We start from the raw sequence: 19,889 nt of genomic DNA on the forward strand, positions 1-19,889 counted from the left end.
CTCCTTAGACAATCTGATTATATTTTATCGTGTTTTGTATGGGCGGACAAGCGATATCTATTGCCGGAAAGCAGGGATGAAAATGACCGGACTTGACCATATTGGGATTGCCGTTTATTCCATAAACAAGGCCAGAGCTTTTTATGAAGATGTATTGGGATTAACGTTTCTTCATCAAGAAACGGTTGAAGAGCAAAAGGTGACCATTGCTCTTTTCCGAGCGGGAGGCGTTTATTTGGAGCTGATCGAGCCGTTAACGCCTGACAGCCCTGTCCGTACATTTTTAGATAAAAAAGGAGAGGGGCTGCACCATGTTGCGTTTCTATGCAGCGGCTTAACAGATCAGCTTCAAGCATTATCAAACCGGCAAATTGATGTAATAGACAGGCAGCCGAGACAGGGAGCAAACGGGAAACAGATCGCGTTTATTTCTCCGCGGGAAACAAATGGCGTGCTTGTAGAGCTCTGTGAACCGAAAGGAGATCAAGACATTGAACATGAATGAACATATCGGTCATCTATACAACAGGCGCAGGCAGGCGGAAGAAGGCGGGGGACATGCAAAGCAGGCTGAACAGCGGAAAAAGGGAAAGCTCACAGCGCGGGAAAGGATCGCCTATCTCCTGGATGAGGATAGTTTTATCGAATTATATCCTTTCATGGAGAGCCGAAGCTTAACGAGGGAGCAGCGTATATTGGGAGATGGAGTCGTGACGGGCTACGGGACGATTGACGGCCGCTCTGTATATGTGTTTGCGCAGGATTTTACCGTATTCGGCGGGGCGCTTGGCGAAACCCATGCGAAAAAAATCACCTCACTGATGGATCTTGCAGCAAAAAATAAAGCACCGATTATCGGGCTGAACGACTCAGGTGGTGCGAGAATTCAAGAGGGTGTGGTATCATTAGATGGATACGGTCACATATTTTACCGAAACGTCTTATATTCCGGAGTCATTCCGCAAATCTCGGTTATATTAGGGCCGTGCGCTGGAGGCGCTGTGTACTCTCCGGCACTTACTGATTTTATCTTTATGGCAGAACAGACGGGCCGAATGTTTATTACCGGTCCGAAGGTCATTGAAAAAGTAACAGGAGAACAGGTTGATGCGGAGAGCTTAGGAGGAGCGGGAATACATAATGCCGTCAGCGGAAATGCCCACTTTTCCGGAAAAACGGAAGAGGAGGTTCTGGCAGGAGTGAAGAAGCTGCTGTCTTATTTGCCGCTCGACAAACAGATATCACTACCTTCATCTGTGGATGAGGCCTCCAGCTCGTTAATAAACCGCCTCGTGCCGGCTGACAGCACAAAGCCGTATGATGTTCGGGCGGTGATTCAGGAATTGGCTGATCCGCAGTCTTTTTTTGAGATTCAGCCGTATTTTGCGAAAAATATAGTCATCGGATTTGCAAAGCTTGGCCAAAAAACGATCGGAATTGTGGCAAACCAGCCGAAACATTTAGCAGGAAGCCTGACGATTGACGCGGCTGATAAAGCAGCGAGATTTATCCGGTTTTGTGACGCCTTTGACATCCCGCTGTTAACTGTCGAAGATGTTCCGGGGTTTTTGCCCGGCATTCAGCAGGAGCATAACGGCATTATCAGACACGGAGCCAAATTGCTGTTTGCTTATGCAGAAGCGACGGTCCCGAAAGTAACGCTCATTATCAGAAAAGCGTATGGCGGGTCGTATGTCGCCATGAACAGCAAATCCATCGGAGCGGATCTCGTGTTTGCTTGGCCAAATGCCGAAATCGCAGTGATGGGTGCTGAAGGTGCGGCATCTATTTTGTATGATAAGGATATTGAAGCGTCAGCTGACCCGCAAAAGACAAAACGCGAAAAAACAGCTGAATACAAAAAACAAAACTCCAGCCCTTACAAAGCGGCGGCATGCGGAATGATCGATGACATCATTTTGCCGGAAGAATCAAGGAATAGACTCATCCAAGCTTTTCACATGCTTGCACATAAGACAGAAGAGAGACCGAAAAAAAAGCACGGTAACATACCGCTTTAACATGGAGGGACTAACAAATGGTGAATGAAAAACGCCTGCTGGAAGAATTTTTAGAGCTTGTTCAAATCGATTCAGAAACAAAGCACGAGGCTGAAATCTGCAAAGTGCTGAAACAAAAATTTTCTGATTTAGGTGTAGACGTAAAAGAAGACGATACGATGGATATCACTGGCCACGGAGCCGGTAACCTGATCTGCACATTAAAAGGGACGAAAAAGACAGATACAATTTATTTTACATCTCATATGGACACAGTCGTACCCGGAAACGGCGTAAAACCGGTTGTTGAGGACGGATATGTCAAAACAGACGGCACAACGATTTTAGGCGCCGATGACAAAGCCGGATTGGCTGCCATGTTTGAAGCAATTAAAGTGCTCAAAGAAGAAAACATTGAGCATGGCACGATTGAATTCATCATCACTGTAGGTGAAGAATCAGGTCTTATCGGGGCAAAGGCGCTTGACCGTTCCATGATGACAGCATCCTACGGTTATGCTCTTGATTCAGACGGAAAAGTCGGCAATATCATTGTTGCGGCACCGACTCAGGCGAAGGTAAGAGCGGCGATTTACGGTAAAACTGCACACGCTGGAGTTGAACCAGAAAAAGGTATATCAGCGATTACAATCGCAAGCAAGGCGATTTCAAAAATGCCATTGGGCCGCATCGATGAAGAAACAACAGCAAACATCGGCCGGTTTGAAGGCGGCACACAAACGAACATTGTGTGCGATGAAGTGCATATTCTCGCTGAAGCGCGTTCTTTAGTTCCTGAAAAAATGGAAGCGCAGGTTCAAAAAATGAAAGCTGCTTTTGAAGAGGCGGCAGCTGATATGGGCGGACGTGCAGAAGTTGAAATCGAAGTCATGTATCCAGGGTTTAAATATCAAGATGGCGACCAAGTCGTTGAAATCGCGAAAAAAGCAGCTGCGAAAATCGGACGCACAAGCGAGCTGCAAACGAGCGGCGGCGGAAGCGACGCAAACGTAATCGCAGGCCATGGCATCCCAACGGTCAATCTTGCTGTCGGGTATGAGCAAATTCATACGAAGAACGAAAAAATGCCGATTGAAGAGCTGGTGAAAACAGCAGAAATGGTTGTTGCCATTATTGAAGAAGCAGCAAAATAATGAAGAAAAACCCGAGTGCGGATCTGGCATTCGGGTTTTTTTCTGACAGTCAGTGCCATTGTCGAAGCGGCCAAAATAACACGTCTTGTTTTTTGGCAAAATGAAGCAGCGGTTCTGAGTCTGGTAAAGTGATTTCGTGAGCATCAGCCACTGTATTGATTGAAAACTGGGCCTCGGCTCTTTGAAGAAGCCAAGGATGATGGTGAATGTCCTCATAATAGAGCTTGTCACGATGGGCGGTGTAGAGTCTGTAGCGCTCCGTCAGCCAGTAATCAAGCGAACCCTCTTGCGCTGTAAAAGGCGCAGAGAGCGGCCGGTACTTGGCGCCGAATTCTGCTTTTCCGGCGTCTCTCCGTTTGCTTCTATATTCCATAGCAGCCCCATTTTTTTCGGCTTTCATATCGGCGTAAAAATAAGGCAAATGAAAGAAAGTCCGTGCACCTTGAACTGCCAGCCGATGATCAGCATCTAAGCTGAAGAAATAAATGCCCGGCTTGCCTTTATAGGTGACATAAGTGCGCAGGTTAAGCTCTGGAAAGGACTGGGCTCCGGGAATAGGAGGGAGAAAACGCGCGCGAAGGTTTGTGAGCATAAAGGGAAGCACGCTGACCCAAGCTTGTCCGTTATATGTATCTATGTCCAATATCGGCGGAATCTTAGCTCGAAGGGTAGAGTAATCAACCGGCCAATGAGCAAATAAGACATCATTCCATGTTTGTTTCATGATCCAAATTCCCTCAGGCACAGAAATATTTTTTTGTTGAGACTGTTCCGTCACGACACCAGCTCCTTTCCTTTGGATGTGAGTAAAGGTATTCCCGATTTTCTTCTTTTTAAACGGATGCAGGTTCTAAAAAGTGATGGAAATAAAAAAACAACTCCGAACAAAAGCCGGAGTTGTTTTTTTATTTCACCGGCTCTGTAAGAGCGGCTGTTTTTTTATGTTTATGGTGTGTCATCTGAAGTACGACGTTTTGCACTGTCAAGAACAGGCCGCTGGTGAACCAGTACAGCGGAAGGGCCGCAGGTACATTAAGCGAGAAAATCGTCATCATCACAGGGAAGATAAACACCATTAGCTTTGCAGATTGCTGCGCTGCCGGATTTTGCGGGACAGCGGAATATTTCGCACTCAGCTTTTGAGCGACATAGGCTTGGACAAAATACATAATCCCTGCACTAAGGGACACGAGAATATCAGATTGTCCTAAACTGAACCATAGAAACGAGTGCGACGCAATTTCAGGTGTTGAACGAATTGCGTAATAAAACCCAATCATAATCGGAAACTGAATCAGCATTGGAAGACAGCCCATCGCAAGCGGGTTGATATTATGCTCCTGATACAGCTTCATCATTTCCATTTGAAGTTCTTTCTGCTTTTCCGGGTCCTTTGTCTTTTTGATTTTGGCTTGAATGCTGTCTACTTGCGGTTTAATGACTGCCATTTTCTCTTGGAACACACGCTGTTTTTTAAACTGATTGACAAACAAAGGCAGTACCACAACGCGCACAATAACGGTTACAAGAATGATAGACAACCCGTACTCTCCGTGAAACAGTCCGGCAACGCCTTTCAGCAGCGAGGAAAACGGCTCAATTAAATAGTCGTGGAAAAAACCGACGTTACCGAGACCTCCCACCTGATTTGTTGCAGCAAAAGCTGCGTTGCCCGAGCATAATACGATCAAAAAGGCCCCTAAAGCCAAAAGTTTTTGATATGTTTTTAACAATTTGTTCTCCTCCTTTTTATAAATGCGGTTTATAAAAGAAGGGAACTGACGTCTTCATCATCATTCACAGGTAAATTCATGCGGAAGACTTTACGTATCCAAGTTGTAATGCGATGATATATAATAATAAGAAAGTCTGTTCGGTTTATTCGAAAGGCCGTCTGATGTTCATCTGTTCGTTTTGATTTCCACTGCTCGCCGGCACGGCACTCTCGCAAGAGAAAAGCAATCCCGATGGCGGTCAGAGCCGGAAGAATAATTGTGAAAAAATCGACTAAGAATAAAACGTCATTTATCGATTCCACAAACATTGTAATCACATCCATTCAATACCTTCATTTTACTATATGTACAAGCCGTTGTCTAATGAACGGAAAGGAGATATGTTTATGCCGGGGAAGGGCCGAATTATTTTCCATATTGATATGAACAGTTTCTATGCATCGGTGGAAATGGCATATGACCCGGCTCTCCGAGGAAAGCCGGTTGCAGTTGCCGGAAACGTCAAAGAACGCAAAGGCATCGTTGTCACATGCAGCTACGAAGCAAGGGCGCACGGCGTGAAAACAACCATGCCGGTTTGGGAAGCAAAGCGCAACTGTCCTGAGCTCATCGTCCTTCCGCCGAACTTCGACCGCTACAGAAGCTCTTCAAGAGCGATGTTTAGCATCCTCCGTGAATATACAGATTTGGTGGAGCCTGTATCCATCGACGAAGGCTATATGGATATGACGGATACACCATACAGCTGCAATGCCTATGAGACGGCAAAAGAAATACAAAGCAGACTGCAGAAAGAGCTGCTGCTTCCGTCAAGCATCGGAATTGCCCCTAATAAATTTCTCGCTAAAATGGCATCCGATATGAAAAAACCGCTTGGGATCACCATCCTGAGAAAAAGAGAAGTGCCTGATATCCTTTGGCCTCTCCCAGTTGGAGAAATGCATGGCGTAGGTAAAAAGACGGCGGAAAAACTGAACGGGCTCAGTATTGATACGATTGGAGATTTAGCAGCCGCTGACGAACACTCGCTAAAACGGCTGCTCGGCATCAACGGGCCCCGTCTAAAAAATAAAGCGAACGGCATTCACCATGCTCCTGTTGATCCGGAGCGCATTTATGAATTTAAAAGCGTAGGCAATTCATCCACACTTTCTCATGATTCTGCCGATGAGGATGAGCTGTTAGCTGTTTTTCGCAAACTGTCCGCATCAGTTAGCGACCGTTTGCAGCGTAAGGAAGTAATGGCTTCAAAGCTGTTTATTATGATCAGATATGCGGACTGGAAAACCATTACGAGAAGCATCACACTGAAGAATCCGATAGATCAAAAAAACGAAATATATAATGAAGCAGAACATCTCTTCTTTAAGCATTGGAACAAAAACCCCATCAGGCTGCTCGGCATTACCGGAACGGATTTGGTAGAAAAAGAGCATGCCTATAAGCAGCTCGATTTGTTCAGCTTTACAGAGGATGCGAAGGATGAACCGATTCAGCAGATGATGGAAAAACTGAATGAAAAGTACGGCTCCAAGCTGATCAGAAAAGGTGCAAAGGTTAAAAAAGACGAGAGCAAAACAAGCGGGACAAGCTTTAATAAAGATTTTTTTCAAGATGAAAAGAAAAGCTGAATGTCTTGAAATAAGGGGGTGAAGTATGGTAATTTCAATAGTATAAATATCATTTTATTTTAATGTAAATTTTAAAATGGTTAAACGTTTGCAGAAGGGACGTTAGAATATGTCAAAACAACAAATCGGAGTTATCGGACTTGCGGTAATGGGTAAAAATCTGGCTTTAAATATTGAAAGCCGAGGATTTTCTGTTTCTGTTTACAACAGATCAAGCAGCAAAACCGAGGAATTTTTGCAGGAGGCTAAAGGCAAAAACGTTGTTGGCACCTACAGCATTGAAGAATTTGTTCAATCCTTGGAAACACCGCGCAAAATTTTGTTAATGGTTAAAGCGGGAACTGCTACAGATGCGACAATTCAATCTCTTCTTCCTCACTTAGAGAAGGACGATATTTTAATTGACGGCGGAAATACATATTATAAAGATACACAGCGCCGAAACAAAGAGCTTGCTGAAAGCGGCATTCATTTTATCGGCACAGGCGTTTCAGGCGGAGAAGAAGGAGCGCTTAAAGGGCCTTCTATCATGCCTGGCGGACAAAAAGAAGCTCATGAACTTGTGAAGCCAATTCTTGAAGCAATTTCTGCAAAAGTTGACGGTGAGGCGTGTACGACATATATCGGTCCGGACGGTGCCGGCCATTATGTAAAAATGGTGCACAACGGTATTGAATACGGGGATATGCAGCTGATCTCTGAATCTTATTTCATCCTGAAGCAGGTACTCGGCCTTTCAGCTGATGAGCTTCATGAAGTATTTGCTGAATGGAATAAAGGCGAGCTTGACAGCTATCTGATCGAGATTACTGCTGATATCTTCACGAAAAAAGATGAAGAAACAGGCAAACCGCTTGTTGATGTAATTCTTGATAAAGCGGGTCAAAAAGGAACAGGAAAATGGACAAGCCAAAGTGCACTTGACTTAGGTGTTCCGCTTCCGATTATCACTGAATCTGTATTCGCACGTTTTATTTCAGCGATGAAGGATGAGCGTGTGAAAGCAAGCGGCCTTCTTTCAGGGCCTGAAGTGAAGCCTGTTACAGAAAATAAAGAAGAGCTGATCGAAGCAGTCAGAAAAGCGCTGTTCATGAGCAAAATCTGTTCTTACGCCCAAGGATTTGCCCAAATGAAAGCAGCTTCTGAAGAATACAACTGGGATCTCAATTACGGTGAAATCGCTATGATCTTCCGCGGCGGCTGCATCATCCGTGCGGCATTCCTGCAGAAAATCAAAGAAGCTTACGACCGCGATCCTGAGCTTGATAACCTGCTGCTTGACAGCCACTTCAAGAACATTGCAGAAAGCTACCAAGGAGCGCTTCGCCAAGTGATTTCACTTGCAGTTGCCCAAGGCGTGCCGGTACCTTCATTCTCAAGCGCACTAGCTTATTATGACAGCTATCGCACAGCCGTGCTGCCTGCAAACTTAATCCAAGCGCAGCGTGACTACTTCGGCGCCCATACTTATGAGCGCACAGACAAAGACGGTGTCTTCCATACGGAATGGATGAAATAATGATGTGGAAATCCCGCAGCCTGACAGCTGCGGGATTTTTTTGAAATAGAGTGCCGACGAAAGGATGTATATTTTGCCTGTAAATGAGTATCTACTTGAAAATTTTCCTGGTTTACGACTTATGCCTCCTTTGTTTTATAACTGGCAGATCGGAATCCGGTTTGAAATAGGTGTAGGGTATAATGTGAACGATGCCTATCTACACGGCCCTTATGTAGATAACGCATATAAGAGAGCTGTCACTTTATTTAAATCTCTACATGCCGAAGATGATGATATATTTGTTATAGCTGATGCTGTTGGTTTTGAAGGGGGAAGGGGATATAAGAGCAAATTGTATATTTTCTCACGGTACATTCGAGAAAAAGCTGTGTTGAAAAAACTGCAGCACATTGCTGTTCCTTATACTTGTTCTGATGATTATGATGATAAAACGCATAGATTTTTTCTTAGATGCAAAGCTGGTGATGTAAGATATATTTCAATGCTGAGAGCGATATGTAATCAAGATATGGGGATAAAACCAAGCATTTCTCAAGATATTTACTTTATCAATATAAAAAAGAGAACCATTTTTCATCTTTATGATGATCAAGGCTGCGATATTTTAGCTGCTGCAGCTGAAACAATACGGGATATGTATGAAACATATAACAGTTGGATATTAGATTACGACAGAGAGAAAATCAATTGTCTTTTTGAGCCGCTTAGAAGCAGAGAGCTTGGTACATCAATAAAAGGCTGAAAATGCTTTACAAGCACTTTCAGCCTTTTTCTTTATATATTCCACCAATGCAAGCCGTCTTTCGCCAAAAGATCATCTGATTCTTTTGGACCCATAGAACCTGCTTCGTAGTTTGGCGATAGGGTTTTGTTGGCTGCCCATGTTTCAGAAATGGAATCGACAAAGCTCCAAGAAAGGGCCACTTCATCCCAGTGTGCGAAGTTCGTCGCATCGCCAAGAAGACAGTCGTGAATCAATTTTTCATATGCTTCAGGAGTGTTCAGCTCATCATTGCAATTGCTGCAGTAATCCAGTTTGATTGGCTGCGCGTGTGCTGCCCCTCCGAGTTTTTTAGCGTTTAAGTACAGTGTAATGCCTTCGTCAGGCTGAATATGAATGACGAGTAAGTTCGGATTCATGTTGTTTTCATTGCCGTAGTACAGGTTCATCGGAATGTCCTTAAATTGAACGACAATTTTTGTAGACTTTTCTTTCATTCGTTTTCCGGTACGAATGTAGAATGGAACACCAGCCCATCTGAAGTTGTCGATCAGAAGCTTTCCAGAAACAAAGGTTTCTGTATTTGAGTCAGGAGCGACGTTATCTTCATCTGTATAAGCAGGGACTGGCAGACCGTCAATTTCACCGGCTTGATATTGTCCGCGCACAAAATACTCATCCACTTCGTCTTTTGCAATAGGGCGGAGGGCTCTCAGCACCTTCACTTTTTCGCTGCGAATTTCTTCTGTGTTCAGTTTAATCGGCGGCTCCATTGCGAGAAGCGCAACCATTTGCATAATATGGTTTTGGACCATGTCGCGAAGGGCGCCTGATTTTTCGTAATATCTAGCACGGTCTTCAACACCAAGTGATTCGCTTGATGTGATTTGGATATTTGAGATGTAGCGATTTGTCCATAGCGGTTCGAAAATCGCATTGGCAAATCGAATGACCTCAATATTCTGCACCATTTGTTTTCCTAAATAGTGATCGATTCTGTAAATTTGATCTTCTGTAAATGCTTCACGAATTTCTTGATTTAATGCTTGCGCGCTCGGCAAGTCATGGCCAAACGGCTTTTCAATCACAAGGCGGGACCAGCCTGTAGTTGCTGTAACACCTTCTGATTTTAATGTCTTTGCAATTGTCCCAAAGAATTCTGGGGCCATTGCCAAGTAGAACATTCTGTTGTTCGGGATTTGATATGTATCTTCCAGCTGGTTGAGCAGTACGTTAAGCTCTTGATAAGAACCAGGGTTTGTCACGTCAAACGGGTGATAATAGAAATGAGACGTGAAATCATCTATATGTTTATCAGCACCTGAGGAAATAGATGTTTTGACGGTTTGGCGAAGATCCTCATTGGACCAGGGTCTTCTTCCGACTCCTACAACTGCAAACTCTTCTCCGATTTGTCCGTTTTTATATAAACGGTGAATGGACGGATAGAGTTTTCGTTTTGCTAAATCTCCCGTTGCACCGAATATGACAATTACTGCTTTTGGTTGTTGGTTTGTTTTCACTAAAAGTACCTCACTTTATTCGAAGCTTTATTTTAGTACCCCGCATATTTCCTTCATTTTAAATCTAAAATTCAACGAAAGCAAACATTTAAGACCTTTTTTTGCAGAATGGCGCAAAAATATTTCTAGAACGAAAGGATTGCCCGAATCAGAGGCAAGATTCACATTTTACGCATGATCCTGTATTCTTGTAGGTAACTAGTTCTAGTAGGAGGAAGGAAATGTGGAATTACTTTTTTTAGGGACGGGAGCCGGAATTCCCGCTAAGTCGAGAAACGTGACGTCGATCGCATTAAAGCTGCTTGAAGAAAGGCGATCTGTATGGCTGTTTGACTGCGGGGAAGCCACACAGCATCAAATTTTACATACATCGATTAAACCTCGAAAAATAGAAAAAATCTTCATTACTCACATGCACGGCGATCATGTATACGGTCTTCCAGGGCTTCTTGGCAGCCGTTCTTTTCAGGGCGGTGAGGACGAGCTGACGGTTTACGGACCGAAAGGCATCAAGGCGTTTATTGAAACAAGTCTTGCCGTCACGAAAACTCACCTAACATATCCGCTTGTGATACAAGAGATTGAAGAGGGAGCGGTATTTGAGGACGATCAGTTTATCGTCACAGCTGTATCCGCGATTCATGGTGTAGAGGCCTTCGGGTACCGCGTACAGGAAAAAGATGTGCCTGGTTCTTTAAAGGCGGCGTTATTAAAGGGAATGAATATTCCGCCTGGACCTGTATATTCGAAAATAAAAAAAGGTGAAATCGTGACGCTTGAAGACGGACGCACCATAAATGGGGAGGATTTTCTGGAGCCTCCTAAAAAGGGAAGAGCTGTCGTGTTTTCCGGGGATACGAGAGTGAGCGATAAGATAAAAGAGCTTGCGCGGGACTGTGATGTGCTTGTGCATGAAGCCACCTTTGCTAAGGATGATGTGAAGCTTGCTTTTGATTATTTTCACAGTACAACAGAACAAGCAGCTATAACTGCCAAAGAAGCTGGGGCGAAGCAGCTCATTTTAACTCATATCAGCGCGAGATATCAGGGAGAGGCTTCTTTGGAGCTTCAGAAAGAAGCGGCAGCCGTTTTTCCGAACAGCATCACGGCTTATGATTTCTTAGAGGTACAAGTTCCAAGAGGCTGAGAAGGTGTTTGACAATCTGTTATTTAGCTGTATAATAAAACGTAATCATTACGCTTTATAAGGAGATGTTAAACATGAGAGTAAATGTTACTTTGGCTTGCACTGAAACAGGGGACAGAAACTACATCACAACCAAAAATAAACGCACAAATCCTGATCGTTTAGAGCTGAAAAAATACTCACCGCGGTTAAAAAAATATACCCTTCATCGCGAAACAAAATAATAAAAGACCCGGCTGCTTTAGCCGGGTTTTTTGTTTAATTGACTGCCTGGTACAGCGGGGCGGCCTGCTGGCAGGCCGCACACCAAACATCATAAATCGCCAGATGGACGATATGAGGTTCATCATGATGAATGTTATGTGAGCTGTTTTTAGCTTGTATCCAGCCGCTTTGATCGGATAGAGACAAAATGCTGCTATGCAGGTTTCTCCAGTCCTCTTCACCGGAGGCGAATTTCTCAGTGCGTTCACCTGATGACAGGACAATAAGCGGCATGTTCCCTAAATGGACTTGCTGCTGTTTGAACTGCCGCAGACTTTTCGAAAAGTCTGCATGTGTCTCCTCGAGCATCATCTGCTTTCTGTATGCTGTATGCATTTCTTCAGGAATAAATGTAAAGCCGCCATTGCCGTAATCTCCTAAAGCGGGATCAAGGAGCACCATGCCGATAATATCCTGTCGGTTTTTACAGGCCCATAAACTGCTGATAACCGATCCGTATGAATGTGAAACAGCCAGATAAGGCGGTCTTATACCTGCTGCCTTAAGCAAGCTTTCTAATTCTCTCACCTTTTGGTCGGCTGTTCGTTCTGCCTTGCTTTGTCCGCTTTTCCCAATGCCCGCTCTATCATATGTGAATATGCCAAATTCGTCATCAATGTCCGCTGTTAGTGGTTTCCACGTCTCTGAAGAAGTGCCATAGCCGGCTTCAAAGACAATGGTTACACCGCTAAATCCTTTTCGGTGTTTTGTATGAAATTCACAACCGTCAACCGTATAGGTCCTTTCGATCCATGCTGCATTCATTGGAGTCATCTCCTCTAATTGGTTCTACTAGGGAGACGGAGAACGTCAGCTGATCGTTTCTCCAAAAATAAAAAAAGAGATATCCGGCGGCGGAGCCGCGGATATCTCGAATCTCAAGATTACCAGCCTCTTTCGTATTGAACAGGGGCTTGAATATCTGTATTGAGCTGTTTTGCGGCAGTTCTTGCAAAGTAAGGATCGCGTAATAGCTCTCTGCCGATAAAGATGAGGTCTGCACGGTTATTTTGAAGAATTTCTTCAGCCATTGAACCATTTGTAATCATTCCGACAGCACCAGTCGCCATATCAGCCTGTTCTCGGATTTTCTCGGCAAAGCTGACCTGATAGCCAGGGAATACGTTAATGTCTGCATGAACAAGGGCACCTGAGCTGCAGTCAATTAAATCAACGCCCTGCTCCTTCATCCATTTTGCAAAACCGATATGATCCGCGATGTCTAAGCCTTTGTCTGTATAGTCAGAAGCCGATACACGGACAAATAAAGGACCATCCCACACTTGATTGACTTCATCAATGATTTCTCTTAAGAAACGGTATCGGTTTTCTGGTGAGCCGCCGTATTCATCTGTGCGATGGTTAGAAAGCGGAGATAAAAATTCATGAATTAAGTATCCGTGTGCCGCATGAATCTCAATCACATCAAAGCCTGCTTCTTTTGCACGGGCTGCTGCTTGTTTGAACTCCTGCACGGTCTCTTTCACTTTTTCAGTTGTCATTTCAACCGGTGTGCTGGATTGCTCGTCAAACGCAATCGCAGACGGAGCGAAAATATCGCCTTCAAGCTCTGCTTTTCGTCCTGCGTGGGCAAGCTGAATTCCGATTTTTGAGCCTTGCGCTTTTACCTGCTCAGTCAGCTTTGCAAAACCTTCGATATGCTCGTCGCTCCATATCCCTAAATCTTGGTCTGTGATTCGTCCTTGAGGATTTACCGCTGATGCTTCCACAATAATCAATCCGACCTGGCCGACTGCGCGCGTTATGTAGTGAGCCATGTGGAACGGCTGTAATTTTCCGTCCTTTTCGTGAGAAGAGTACATGCACATTGGTGACATCACAATGCGGTTTTTTAACGTTACATCTTTAATCGTAATAGGTGTGAATAATTTTCTGGCCATTTCTTTCGCCTCCCGTAAGGTTTTTAGAGATTGATTATAACAAGTCATTTCTTTCACGTCATATAAACTGCTCAAACGATCCGAATTTGTCAAACATTTCTGTATAATAGACAGGGAATCATTTTATTTTTTAGGATCAAATCGTTTTTATACATAGGAGGGCGGAAATGATGAATTGGCAGACTAAGGATGATTTGCTTACCCTTTTAACTTCTCTTGTCCAGTATGAAAGTGTCACCGGTTCAAAAGGGGAGGCCGCACTTGCAGAATATCTTTATTATCTTTTAAAGGACAAGCCTTATTTTCAAAATAACCCTGATCATGTAACACTCCATCCGATGGAAGACGGCAGAACGTTTTTGACAGCGCTTGTCAAAAAGAAAGATGTCAAACAGACGGTGCTCTTGCTGAGCCATTTTGACGTCGTGGACATAGAGGACTACGGAGAATTCAAGCATATGGCTTGTAAGCCGGCTGAGCTTTTGAACTCCTTTTTAGAGAAAAAAGAGTTGCTTCCTGAACGTGTGAGAACAGACGCGGAAAGCGGCGACTGGCTGTTCGGGAGAGGCACGATGGATATGAAAGCGGGGCTGGCTGTTCAGCTGTCGATGCTTGAGCGGGCAATGAATGGTCATTTTGATGGGAATGTGCTTTTGATTACGGTTCCTGACGAGGAAGTGAATTCAAGGGGAATGATCGAAGCCGTTCCTGCGCTGAAAGAAATGGAGAAAAAATATCATCTTACATACACTGCTTGTTTGAATAGCGAACCGATGTTTGAAAAGTTTCCGGGCGACCAGCAGCAATATGTGTATTCAGGAAGCATCGGCAAGGTTCTCGCAGGGTTTTTCTGCAAAGGGATAGAGACGCATGTCGGAGAGCCGTTTTCCGGTTTAAATGCAAATTTAATGGTTTCTGAGATCAACCGTCTGCTGGAACTGAACGTGAATTACTGCGAAATGGCTGACGGGGAAGTCACCCCGCCGCCGGTAAACTTAATGCAAAAGGACTTGAAGGAGGCATATTCCGTCCAAACACCGCATACGGCCGTTACGTTATTTAATGTACTGACAATGAAGCGCTCTGCGAGTGAGCTGCATAACATGCTGCGGAGAACCGCAGAGCAGGCGGCAGAGAAGATTTCAAACCATATTCAGCAAAAAACACGTGATTTCCAGAAGTTTGAGCCATTTCATCCAATTGAACGAACTGTCTCTGTTTTTACATTTGATGAGCTGCTTGCACGTGCGAAAAGGCGTGTCGGAAGCTCAGAAACAGAACGGGTGCTGAATTTCACTTATGCAAACAGGGGAGATCTTGGAGACAGGGATTTTTCGACTAGAATTGTATCTGAGCTCGCAGCGCTGTGTAAGGAAGATGCGCCGCTCATTGTTCTCTTTTACAGCCCTCCATTTTATCCGGCAGTGTCATCAAAGAACGATCAGGTAATCAAGAATACTGCTGGCAAGCTCATTCAATATGCAGCTGACAGGTACGGCATTGCTTTACGGGAGGTTCAGTATTTCCCAGGACTCTCGGATTTGAGCTATCTTCAGCTGGAAAAACAGGAGGTTGGTGCATACACAAGCAATATGCCGCTCTTTAACAGAGGATATTCACTTCCCAGCAGTAAAGACAAGGTGCTGTATGTCCCGGTATTAAATGTCGGCCCGGCTGGAAAAGACCCGCACAAATGGACAGAAAGACTGCATGTGCCTTATTCCTTTGAGGTGCTTCCCGACTTGCTGTCCTTTACAATCTCTGCATTATTAAAACAATCAGAAGCTGCCAGCCAGCCTTAAGATAAAAGAAGACAGAAAGCGCTTTGCCTTCTGTCTTGTGTTTTTTTCTATAAATGCTTCTCTATGGCGGCTCCGGCAAATTGCTCTTTGATTTCAGCGCTTCGTTTGGCTGTTTCTTCAATACAATGAATGATCGCTTCTTCAAAGCGGGCTTCCGTTAAAGCGCGAAGGCCTGCCTCTGTTGTTCCCCCGGGGCTCGTAATCTCCCTGCGCAGCTGTGCAGGCTGTTTTCCGCTTTGACGAAGCATGTCTGTAGCGCCGGCCATTGTCTGCAGGATCAATTTTTTAGCCGTTTCCTCCTCTAAACCGACCGTTTGCGCCGCTTTTTCCATCGCTTCGATATAGCGATACAGGTAAGCGGGACCGCTGCCTGCTATCGCGGTAACGGCATCAAGGTGCAGCTCCTCAACCAATGTGGCGTCTCCGATTGTTTCTAGCAATGCTGTAGCCGCCGTGATATCGTCTTGGCTTGCTTCAGCGCTTACGGAAAATCCGGTTGCTGATTTTCTGATGGCAGCTGAAGTATTCGGCATCACCCGTATGACAGCAAGCTTTCTGCCGAAATAATGCTGAATGGTTTCGATGGTAAGGCCTGCAAGCACAGAAATGACAAGCTGATCCTTCATGTAAGAACGAATGCTGTCAATGCTCTCTGCCGCATCCTTAGGCTTAAAAGCGAGAACGACGATATCTGTTTGTGTGAAAAACTCGCTCTTATCCCTGCATGGACGCACGCCGTACATTTCCTTTAATTCATTGAGTCTCTCTTCGTTTGACCTGTTTGTGATATAAATATTTTCAGGTTTTGTAATGCCGCTTTGCAAAAAGCCGTTGATCATTGCTTCAGCCATGGACCCGGCGCCGACAAATCCTATCTTTTTCATGGATATCCTCCTTCTATCAGAACAACAAAAAACCTTTTCATCACGTAAAGGACGAAAAGGTTCGCGGTACCACCCTCATTAGCACAACTTGTGCTCAGCTCAAATCCCGTAACGCGGGAAACGTTTAGGTTTTCCTAACCGCGACTTGAGGGCAGGTTCTACAAACAAGCGGGCCGCGATACCTTTCAGCCTGGGGATATCGCTCTCTCTGGCCATTGCCTGTATACTATTCCTCGTCATAGCGTTCCAATGGTTCTCATTTTAGTTGTTGTTCATTATGCAATGGGGGATAAGCTAATGTCAATAGCTTTTTCAAAAAGGGACATTCTCATACGGCAATAATGACACAGGACCGAGAAAAAGCTAAAATATGAGTAATGAATGAAGACAAGGAGCAAAAGAATGACAACTGCAGATATCATTCCGATTCGCGTCCCGACACCGTTTGCCGTCGGTGATGTCATCGTTTACTTAGTGAAAGGTGACGCGCTGACACTGATCGATGCCGGACCGAACACTAAAGAAGCAGCTGAAGTCCTAAAAGAGCAGCTTGCTAGTATACATATAGAAATGTCAGATATTGAGCAGATCGTGCTGACTCACCATCACGCGGATCATGCGGGGTTGCTTGATGTTTTTTCTGATGATATTAAAGTGATTGGACATCCGTTTAACGAACCATATATCAGCAGAGACAAGGCATTTATGGAGTGGCAAAAACATTTTTTTCAAAAGCTGCTGCCTGAGTTAGGCGTTCCATTTGATGATGTGAAAGCAGAAAGGCTCATCCGGTCGGCGTACGCATTTTCCTGTACAAGATCCTTGACCCAAACGGTTACGGAAGGGATGAAAATTGACGGGATGGGTGACTGGACTGTTCTGGAAATGCCCGGACATGCAGAGTCGCATATTGTTCTCTTTCATGAAAAGACCGGAAGAATGCTTGGCGGTGATTTGCTGCTGGCGAACAGCTCGTCTAACCCGATTCTTGAAGCGCCAAAAACGGGAGAAAAAAGATCGGAGCCTTTACTGGATTATCAGCGGTCGTTGCGGAGGCTGTCTGAACTTGCCCCGAACACAGTGTTTCCCGGTCATGGCGAGACGATTGGCAATGTACGAGCACTGATCAAGAAGCGGTTTGACAAGCAGAGCAGCCGAACCGAGGATGTGCGTCATATGCTGTCGGAAAAACCGCTTACCGCTTTTCAGGTCTGTCAGCAGCTCTTTCCTGCCGTTTATGAAAAAGAGTTGTTTTTAACGATGTCAGAAACGGTTGGGCATCTTGATATATTGGCAGCCGAAGCAGGCATCACGTCATATTGGGATGGAAATACCGCATACTTTAGAGCAATAGAGAGGTGAACAGGTTGAAAAATATAGCTGGCAAGCGTATTTGGATTACAGGTGCTTCAGGAGGGCTTGGTGAAAGAATCGCTTATTTATGTGCGGCTGAAGGAGCCCATGTTTTGCTGTCGGCAAGACGTGAGGATCGTTTGAAGGAAATCAAAAGAAAAATGACCGAGGAATGGAGCGGACAGTGTGATATTTTCCCTCTGGATGTCTCCCGTCTTGAAGATATCACCCTCGTCCGTGATCAGATCGGTCCGGTTGATGTGCTGATCAATAATGCAGGCTTCGGTATTTTTGAAACGGTTTTAGACTCTACACTTGATGAGATGAAATCAATGTTTGATGTCAATGTTTTCGGTCTGATCGCCTGTACAAAAGCTGTTCTTCCGCATATGCTTGAGCAAAAAAGCGGCCATATCATCAATATTGCCTCTCAAGCAGGGAAAATTGCCACGCCGAAATCCAGCCTTTATTCAGCGACAAAACACGCTGTGCTCGGCTATTCAAACGCTTTGCGTATGGAGCTGGCGGGCACGGGCGTCTATGTGACGACAGTCAATCCAGGGCCGATTCAGACTGACTTTTTTTCTATTGCTGATAAAGGCGGAGACTATGCCAAAAATGTCGAACGCTGGATGCTTGACCCAGATGATGTGGCAGCACAAATCGCGTCTGTCATTATGACGAACAAACGTGAAATCAACCTTCCTCGTTTGATGAATGCCGGCACAAAGCTATATCAGCTGTTTCCAGCCCTTGTGGAAAAGCTGGCTGGACGGGTGTTCATGAAAAAATAAGCATGGAACTGCCTGTGTGAGGCGCCTTTTAGTGTGTTTGCAGGCAGTTTTTTATAAAGATATACATTTGTTAAAGGAAGGAGAAATGGCTGATGTCGATAAATCAAGAAACTTTGCGTAATCTGATAAAAGATCCATTTATTCAGAAATTGATTGATGCACGACCGGTATTCTGGGCTAATCCCGGCAAGAAAGAGGGGATGGTATTACAAGCGGCTGAGTGGGAAAGCGAGATAGCCGAGGCGGACAAAAGACTTCGGCGGTTTGCTCCTTATATTGCCGAGGCGTTTCCGGAAACAAAAGCTGCCGAAGGGATGATTGAATCGCCGCTTTTTGAAATACGCCATATGAAAAAGAAGCTGGAGGAAGTGTATGGCGAAACGTTTCCGGGGAGATGGCTTTTAAAGTGCGATCATGAGCTTCCGATTTCGGGATCGATTAAAGCACGCGGCGGTATTTATGAAGTGCTGAAACATGCGGAGGAGCTTGCGCTTCAAGAAGGAATGCTTAAGGAAACAGATGATTACAGCATCTTGCACGAAGAGCGGTTCACTTCATTTTTTTCACGCTATTCCATTGCTGTCGGCTCAACAGGCAATCTTGGTTTAAGCATCGGCATCATTGGCGCCAAACTAGGTTTTCGAGTGACGGTGCATATGTCCTCCGACGCTAAACAGTGGAAGAAGGATTTACTTCGCAAAAAGGGTGTCACCGTAATCGAGTACGAATCAGATTACAGTGAAGCGGTTAAAGAAGGACGGCGGCAGGCGGAACAAGATCCATTCTGTTATTTTATTGATGATGAACATTCCCGCCAGCTGTTCCTAGGATATGCGGTAGCGGCCAGTCGTTTAAAAACACAGCTCAGCTTTATGGATATCGAGCCTGGTCCTGAAACACCGCTGTTTGTGTATTTGCCTTGCGGAGTCGGCGGAGGGCCGGGCGGTGTGGCATTTGGACTGAAGCTATTGTACGGAAACCATGTCCATGTATTTTTCGGGGAGCCTACCCATTCACCGTCTATGCTCTTAGGTCTATATTCCGGCTTGCATGACCAGATCTCTGTGCAGGATATCGGCTTGGATAATGTAACGGCTGCTGACGGGCTTGCCGTAGGGCGTCCGTCAGGATTTGTCGGCAATCTGATAGAACCTTTGCTGAGCGGCTGTTATACAATTGAAGACGAAACGCTGTATACCTTGCTTCATTTGCTGGCTTTATCTGAAAATAAGCATTTAGAGCCGTCTGCGCTTGCCGGCATGTTCGGGCCTGTTCAGCTGTTTTTATCGGATACCGGGAAACACGACATGTCTGAAAATGATCTGCGTCACAGCATGAAAAATGCCGTACATGTTGTCTGGGGAACGGGAGGCAGTATGGTTCCGAAAGAAGAAATGGCTGCATATAACCGAATCGGTGCTGACTTGTTAAAAAGGTAAATTGAAAAAATAAGCAGA

At 44.9% G+C, this 19,889-nt stretch carries 19 protein-coding genes; 12 read left to right on the forward strand and 7 right to left on the reverse strand.

Annotation, left to right across the window (positions count from 1 at the left end):
* Nucleotides 1–82: 82 nt before the first annotated feature.
* From mce to ACQVGS_RS09080, 3 genes are read left to right on the forward strand one after another with little or no spacing between them, the layout of a single operon-like run.
* Entirely contained in the window at nt 83–505 is a 423-nt protein-coding gene (gene mce / locus ACQVGS_RS09070) for a methylmalonyl-CoA epimerase (RefSeq protein ID WP_127696788.1), read from the forward strand.
* The gene (locus tag ACQVGS_RS09075; protein WP_127696945.1) at nt 498–2,021 is read left to right on the forward strand and encodes an acyl-CoA carboxylase subunit beta; all 1,524 of its coding nucleotides are present in this window, start codon (nt 498–500) and stop codon (nt 2,019–2,021) included. The genes mce and ACQVGS_RS09075 overlap by 8 nt, the downstream gene beginning before the upstream one ends.
* Before the next feature lie 17 nt (nt 2,022–2,038).
* A complete protein-coding gene (locus tag ACQVGS_RS09080) occupies nt 2,039–3,154 on the forward strand; it encodes a tripeptidase T (RefSeq protein WP_044154721.1) in 1,116 nt (371 codons plus the stop codon).
* A 49-nt stretch (nt 3,155–3,203) separates the two neighbouring features.
* On the opposite strand, the gene ACQVGS_RS09085 is transcribed toward ACQVGS_RS09080, so the two are convergent.
* The 3 genes from ACQVGS_RS09085 to ACQVGS_RS09095 form a co-directional block, all read right to left on the reverse strand.
* Nucleotides 3,204–3,932, reverse strand: coding sequence for a YqjF family protein (locus tag ACQVGS_RS09085; RefSeq protein ID WP_491831432.1), 729 nt, complete (start codon nt 3,930–3,932; stop codon nt 3,204–3,206).
* Nucleotides 3,933–4,059: 127 nt separating this feature from the next.
* A complete protein-coding gene (locus tag ACQVGS_RS09090) occupies nt 4,060–4,887 on the reverse strand; it encodes a membrane protein insertase YidC (RefSeq protein ID WP_024121969.1) in 828 nt (275 codons plus the stop codon).
* Between the two features lie 29 nt (nt 4,888–4,916).
* Nucleotides 4,917–5,204, reverse strand: coding sequence for a hypothetical protein (locus ACQVGS_RS09095; RefSeq protein ID WP_491831794.1), 288 nt, complete (start codon nt 5,202–5,204; stop codon nt 4,917–4,919).
* A gap of 72 nt (nt 5,205–5,276) precedes the next feature.
* On the opposite strand from ACQVGS_RS09095, the gene ACQVGS_RS09100 reads away from it, so the two are divergent.
* The 3 genes from ACQVGS_RS09100 to ACQVGS_RS09110 all read left to right on the forward strand — a co-directional run bounded on the left by ACQVGS_RS09100 (nt 5,277) and on the right by ACQVGS_RS09110 (nt 8,785).
* Complete coding sequence (locus tag ACQVGS_RS09100) at nt 5,277–6,521, forward strand: DNA polymerase IV (RefSeq protein WP_491831434.1); 1,245 nt, start codon at nt 5,277–5,279, stop codon at nt 6,519–6,521.
* Between the two features lie 109 nt (nt 6,522–6,630).
* On the forward strand, nt 6,631–8,040 hold the full coding sequence (gnd, locus tag ACQVGS_RS09105; RefSeq protein ID WP_044154734.1) for an NADP-dependent phosphogluconate dehydrogenase: 1,410 nt from the start codon (nt 6,631–6,633) through the stop codon (nt 8,038–8,040).
* A gap of 64 nt (nt 8,041–8,104) precedes the next feature.
* Nucleotides 8,105–8,785: a DUF3885 domain-containing protein gene (locus ACQVGS_RS09110; protein WP_127696791.1), complete on the forward strand. Its 681-nt coding sequence runs from the start codon at nt 8,105–8,107 to the stop codon at nt 8,783–8,785.
* 32 nt (nt 8,786–8,817) lie between these two features.
* On the opposite strand, the gene zwf is transcribed toward ACQVGS_RS09110, so the two are convergent.
* The gene (gene zwf, locus ACQVGS_RS09115) at nt 8,818–10,287 is read right to left on the reverse strand and encodes a glucose-6-phosphate dehydrogenase (RefSeq protein ID WP_491831437.1); all 1,470 of its coding nucleotides are present in this window, start codon (nt 10,285–10,287) and stop codon (nt 8,818–8,820) included.
* 223 nt (nt 10,288–10,510) lie between these two features.
* On the opposite strand from zwf, the gene rnz reads away from it, so the two are divergent.
* Together rnz and rpmG are read left to right on the forward strand one after the other, a co-directional pair.
* Nucleotides 10,511–11,434, forward strand: a complete 924-nt coding sequence (gene rnz, locus ACQVGS_RS09120) for a ribonuclease Z (RefSeq protein WP_127696792.1) — start codon at nt 10,511–10,513, stop codon at nt 11,432–11,434.
* A gap of 74 nt (nt 11,435–11,508) precedes the next feature.
* Nucleotides 11,509–11,658, forward strand: coding sequence for a 50S ribosomal protein L33 (gene rpmG / locus ACQVGS_RS09125; RefSeq protein ID WP_003226511.1), 150 nt, complete (start codon nt 11,509–11,511; stop codon nt 11,656–11,658).
* Nucleotides 11,659–11,692: 34 nt separating this feature from the next.
* Here the strand turns inward: rpmG and ACQVGS_RS09130 are convergent, their stop codons facing one another.
* Together ACQVGS_RS09130 and namA are read right to left on the reverse strand one after the other, a co-directional pair.
* A complete protein-coding gene (locus tag ACQVGS_RS09130) occupies nt 11,693–12,463 on the reverse strand; it encodes an alpha/beta fold hydrolase (protein ID WP_188323120.1) in 771 nt (256 codons plus the stop codon).
* A gap of 119 nt (nt 12,464–12,582) precedes the next feature.
* Nucleotides 12,583–13,599 carry an NADPH dehydrogenase NamA gene (namA, locus tag ACQVGS_RS09135; RefSeq protein WP_106020066.1) on the reverse strand — a complete coding sequence of 339 codons (1,017 nt, stop codon included), beginning with the start codon at nt 13,597–13,599 and terminating at the stop codon, nt 12,583–12,585.
* A gap of 170 nt (nt 13,600–13,769) precedes the next feature.
* Here namA and ACQVGS_RS09140 point away from each other — a divergent pair, with 170 nt between their 5' ends.
* On the forward strand, nt 13,770–15,401 hold the full coding sequence (locus ACQVGS_RS09140) for a M20/M25/M40 family metallo-hydrolase (protein WP_254518316.1): 1,632 nt from the start codon (nt 13,770–13,772) through the stop codon (nt 15,399–15,401).
* A gap of 47 nt (nt 15,402–15,448) precedes the next feature.
* Here ACQVGS_RS09140 and proC read toward each other — a convergent pair whose 3' ends face one another.
* Complete coding sequence (proC, locus tag ACQVGS_RS09145; protein ID WP_106020065.1) at nt 15,449–16,285, reverse strand: pyrroline-5-carboxylate reductase; 837 nt, start codon at nt 16,283–16,285, stop codon at nt 15,449–15,451.
* 402 nt (nt 16,286–16,687) lie between these two features.
* Between proC and ACQVGS_RS09150 the strand changes: the two genes are divergently transcribed.
* The 3 genes from ACQVGS_RS09150 to dsdA all read left to right on the forward strand — a co-directional run bounded on the left by ACQVGS_RS09150 (nt 16,688) and on the right by dsdA (nt 19,871).
* The gene (locus ACQVGS_RS09150) at nt 16,688–17,647 is read left to right on the forward strand and encodes an MBL fold metallo-hydrolase (protein WP_024121959.1); all 960 of its coding nucleotides are present in this window, start codon (nt 16,688–16,690) and stop codon (nt 17,645–17,647) included.
* A 5-nt stretch (nt 17,648–17,652) separates the two neighbouring features.
* On the forward strand, nt 17,653–18,432 hold the full coding sequence (locus ACQVGS_RS09155; protein WP_106020064.1) for an SDR family NAD(P)-dependent oxidoreductase: 780 nt from the start codon (nt 17,653–17,655) through the stop codon (nt 18,430–18,432).
* A gap of 92 nt (nt 18,433–18,524) precedes the next feature.
* Nucleotides 18,525–19,871 (forward strand): D-serine ammonia-lyase, encoded by a 1,347-nt coding sequence (dsdA, locus tag ACQVGS_RS09160; RefSeq protein ID WP_106020063.1) that lies wholly within the window; start codon nt 18,525–18,527, stop codon nt 19,869–19,871.
* Nucleotides 19,872–19,889 lie beyond the last annotated feature (18 nt).

It is taken from the genome of Bacillus sp. SD127 (assembly GCF_058566445.1).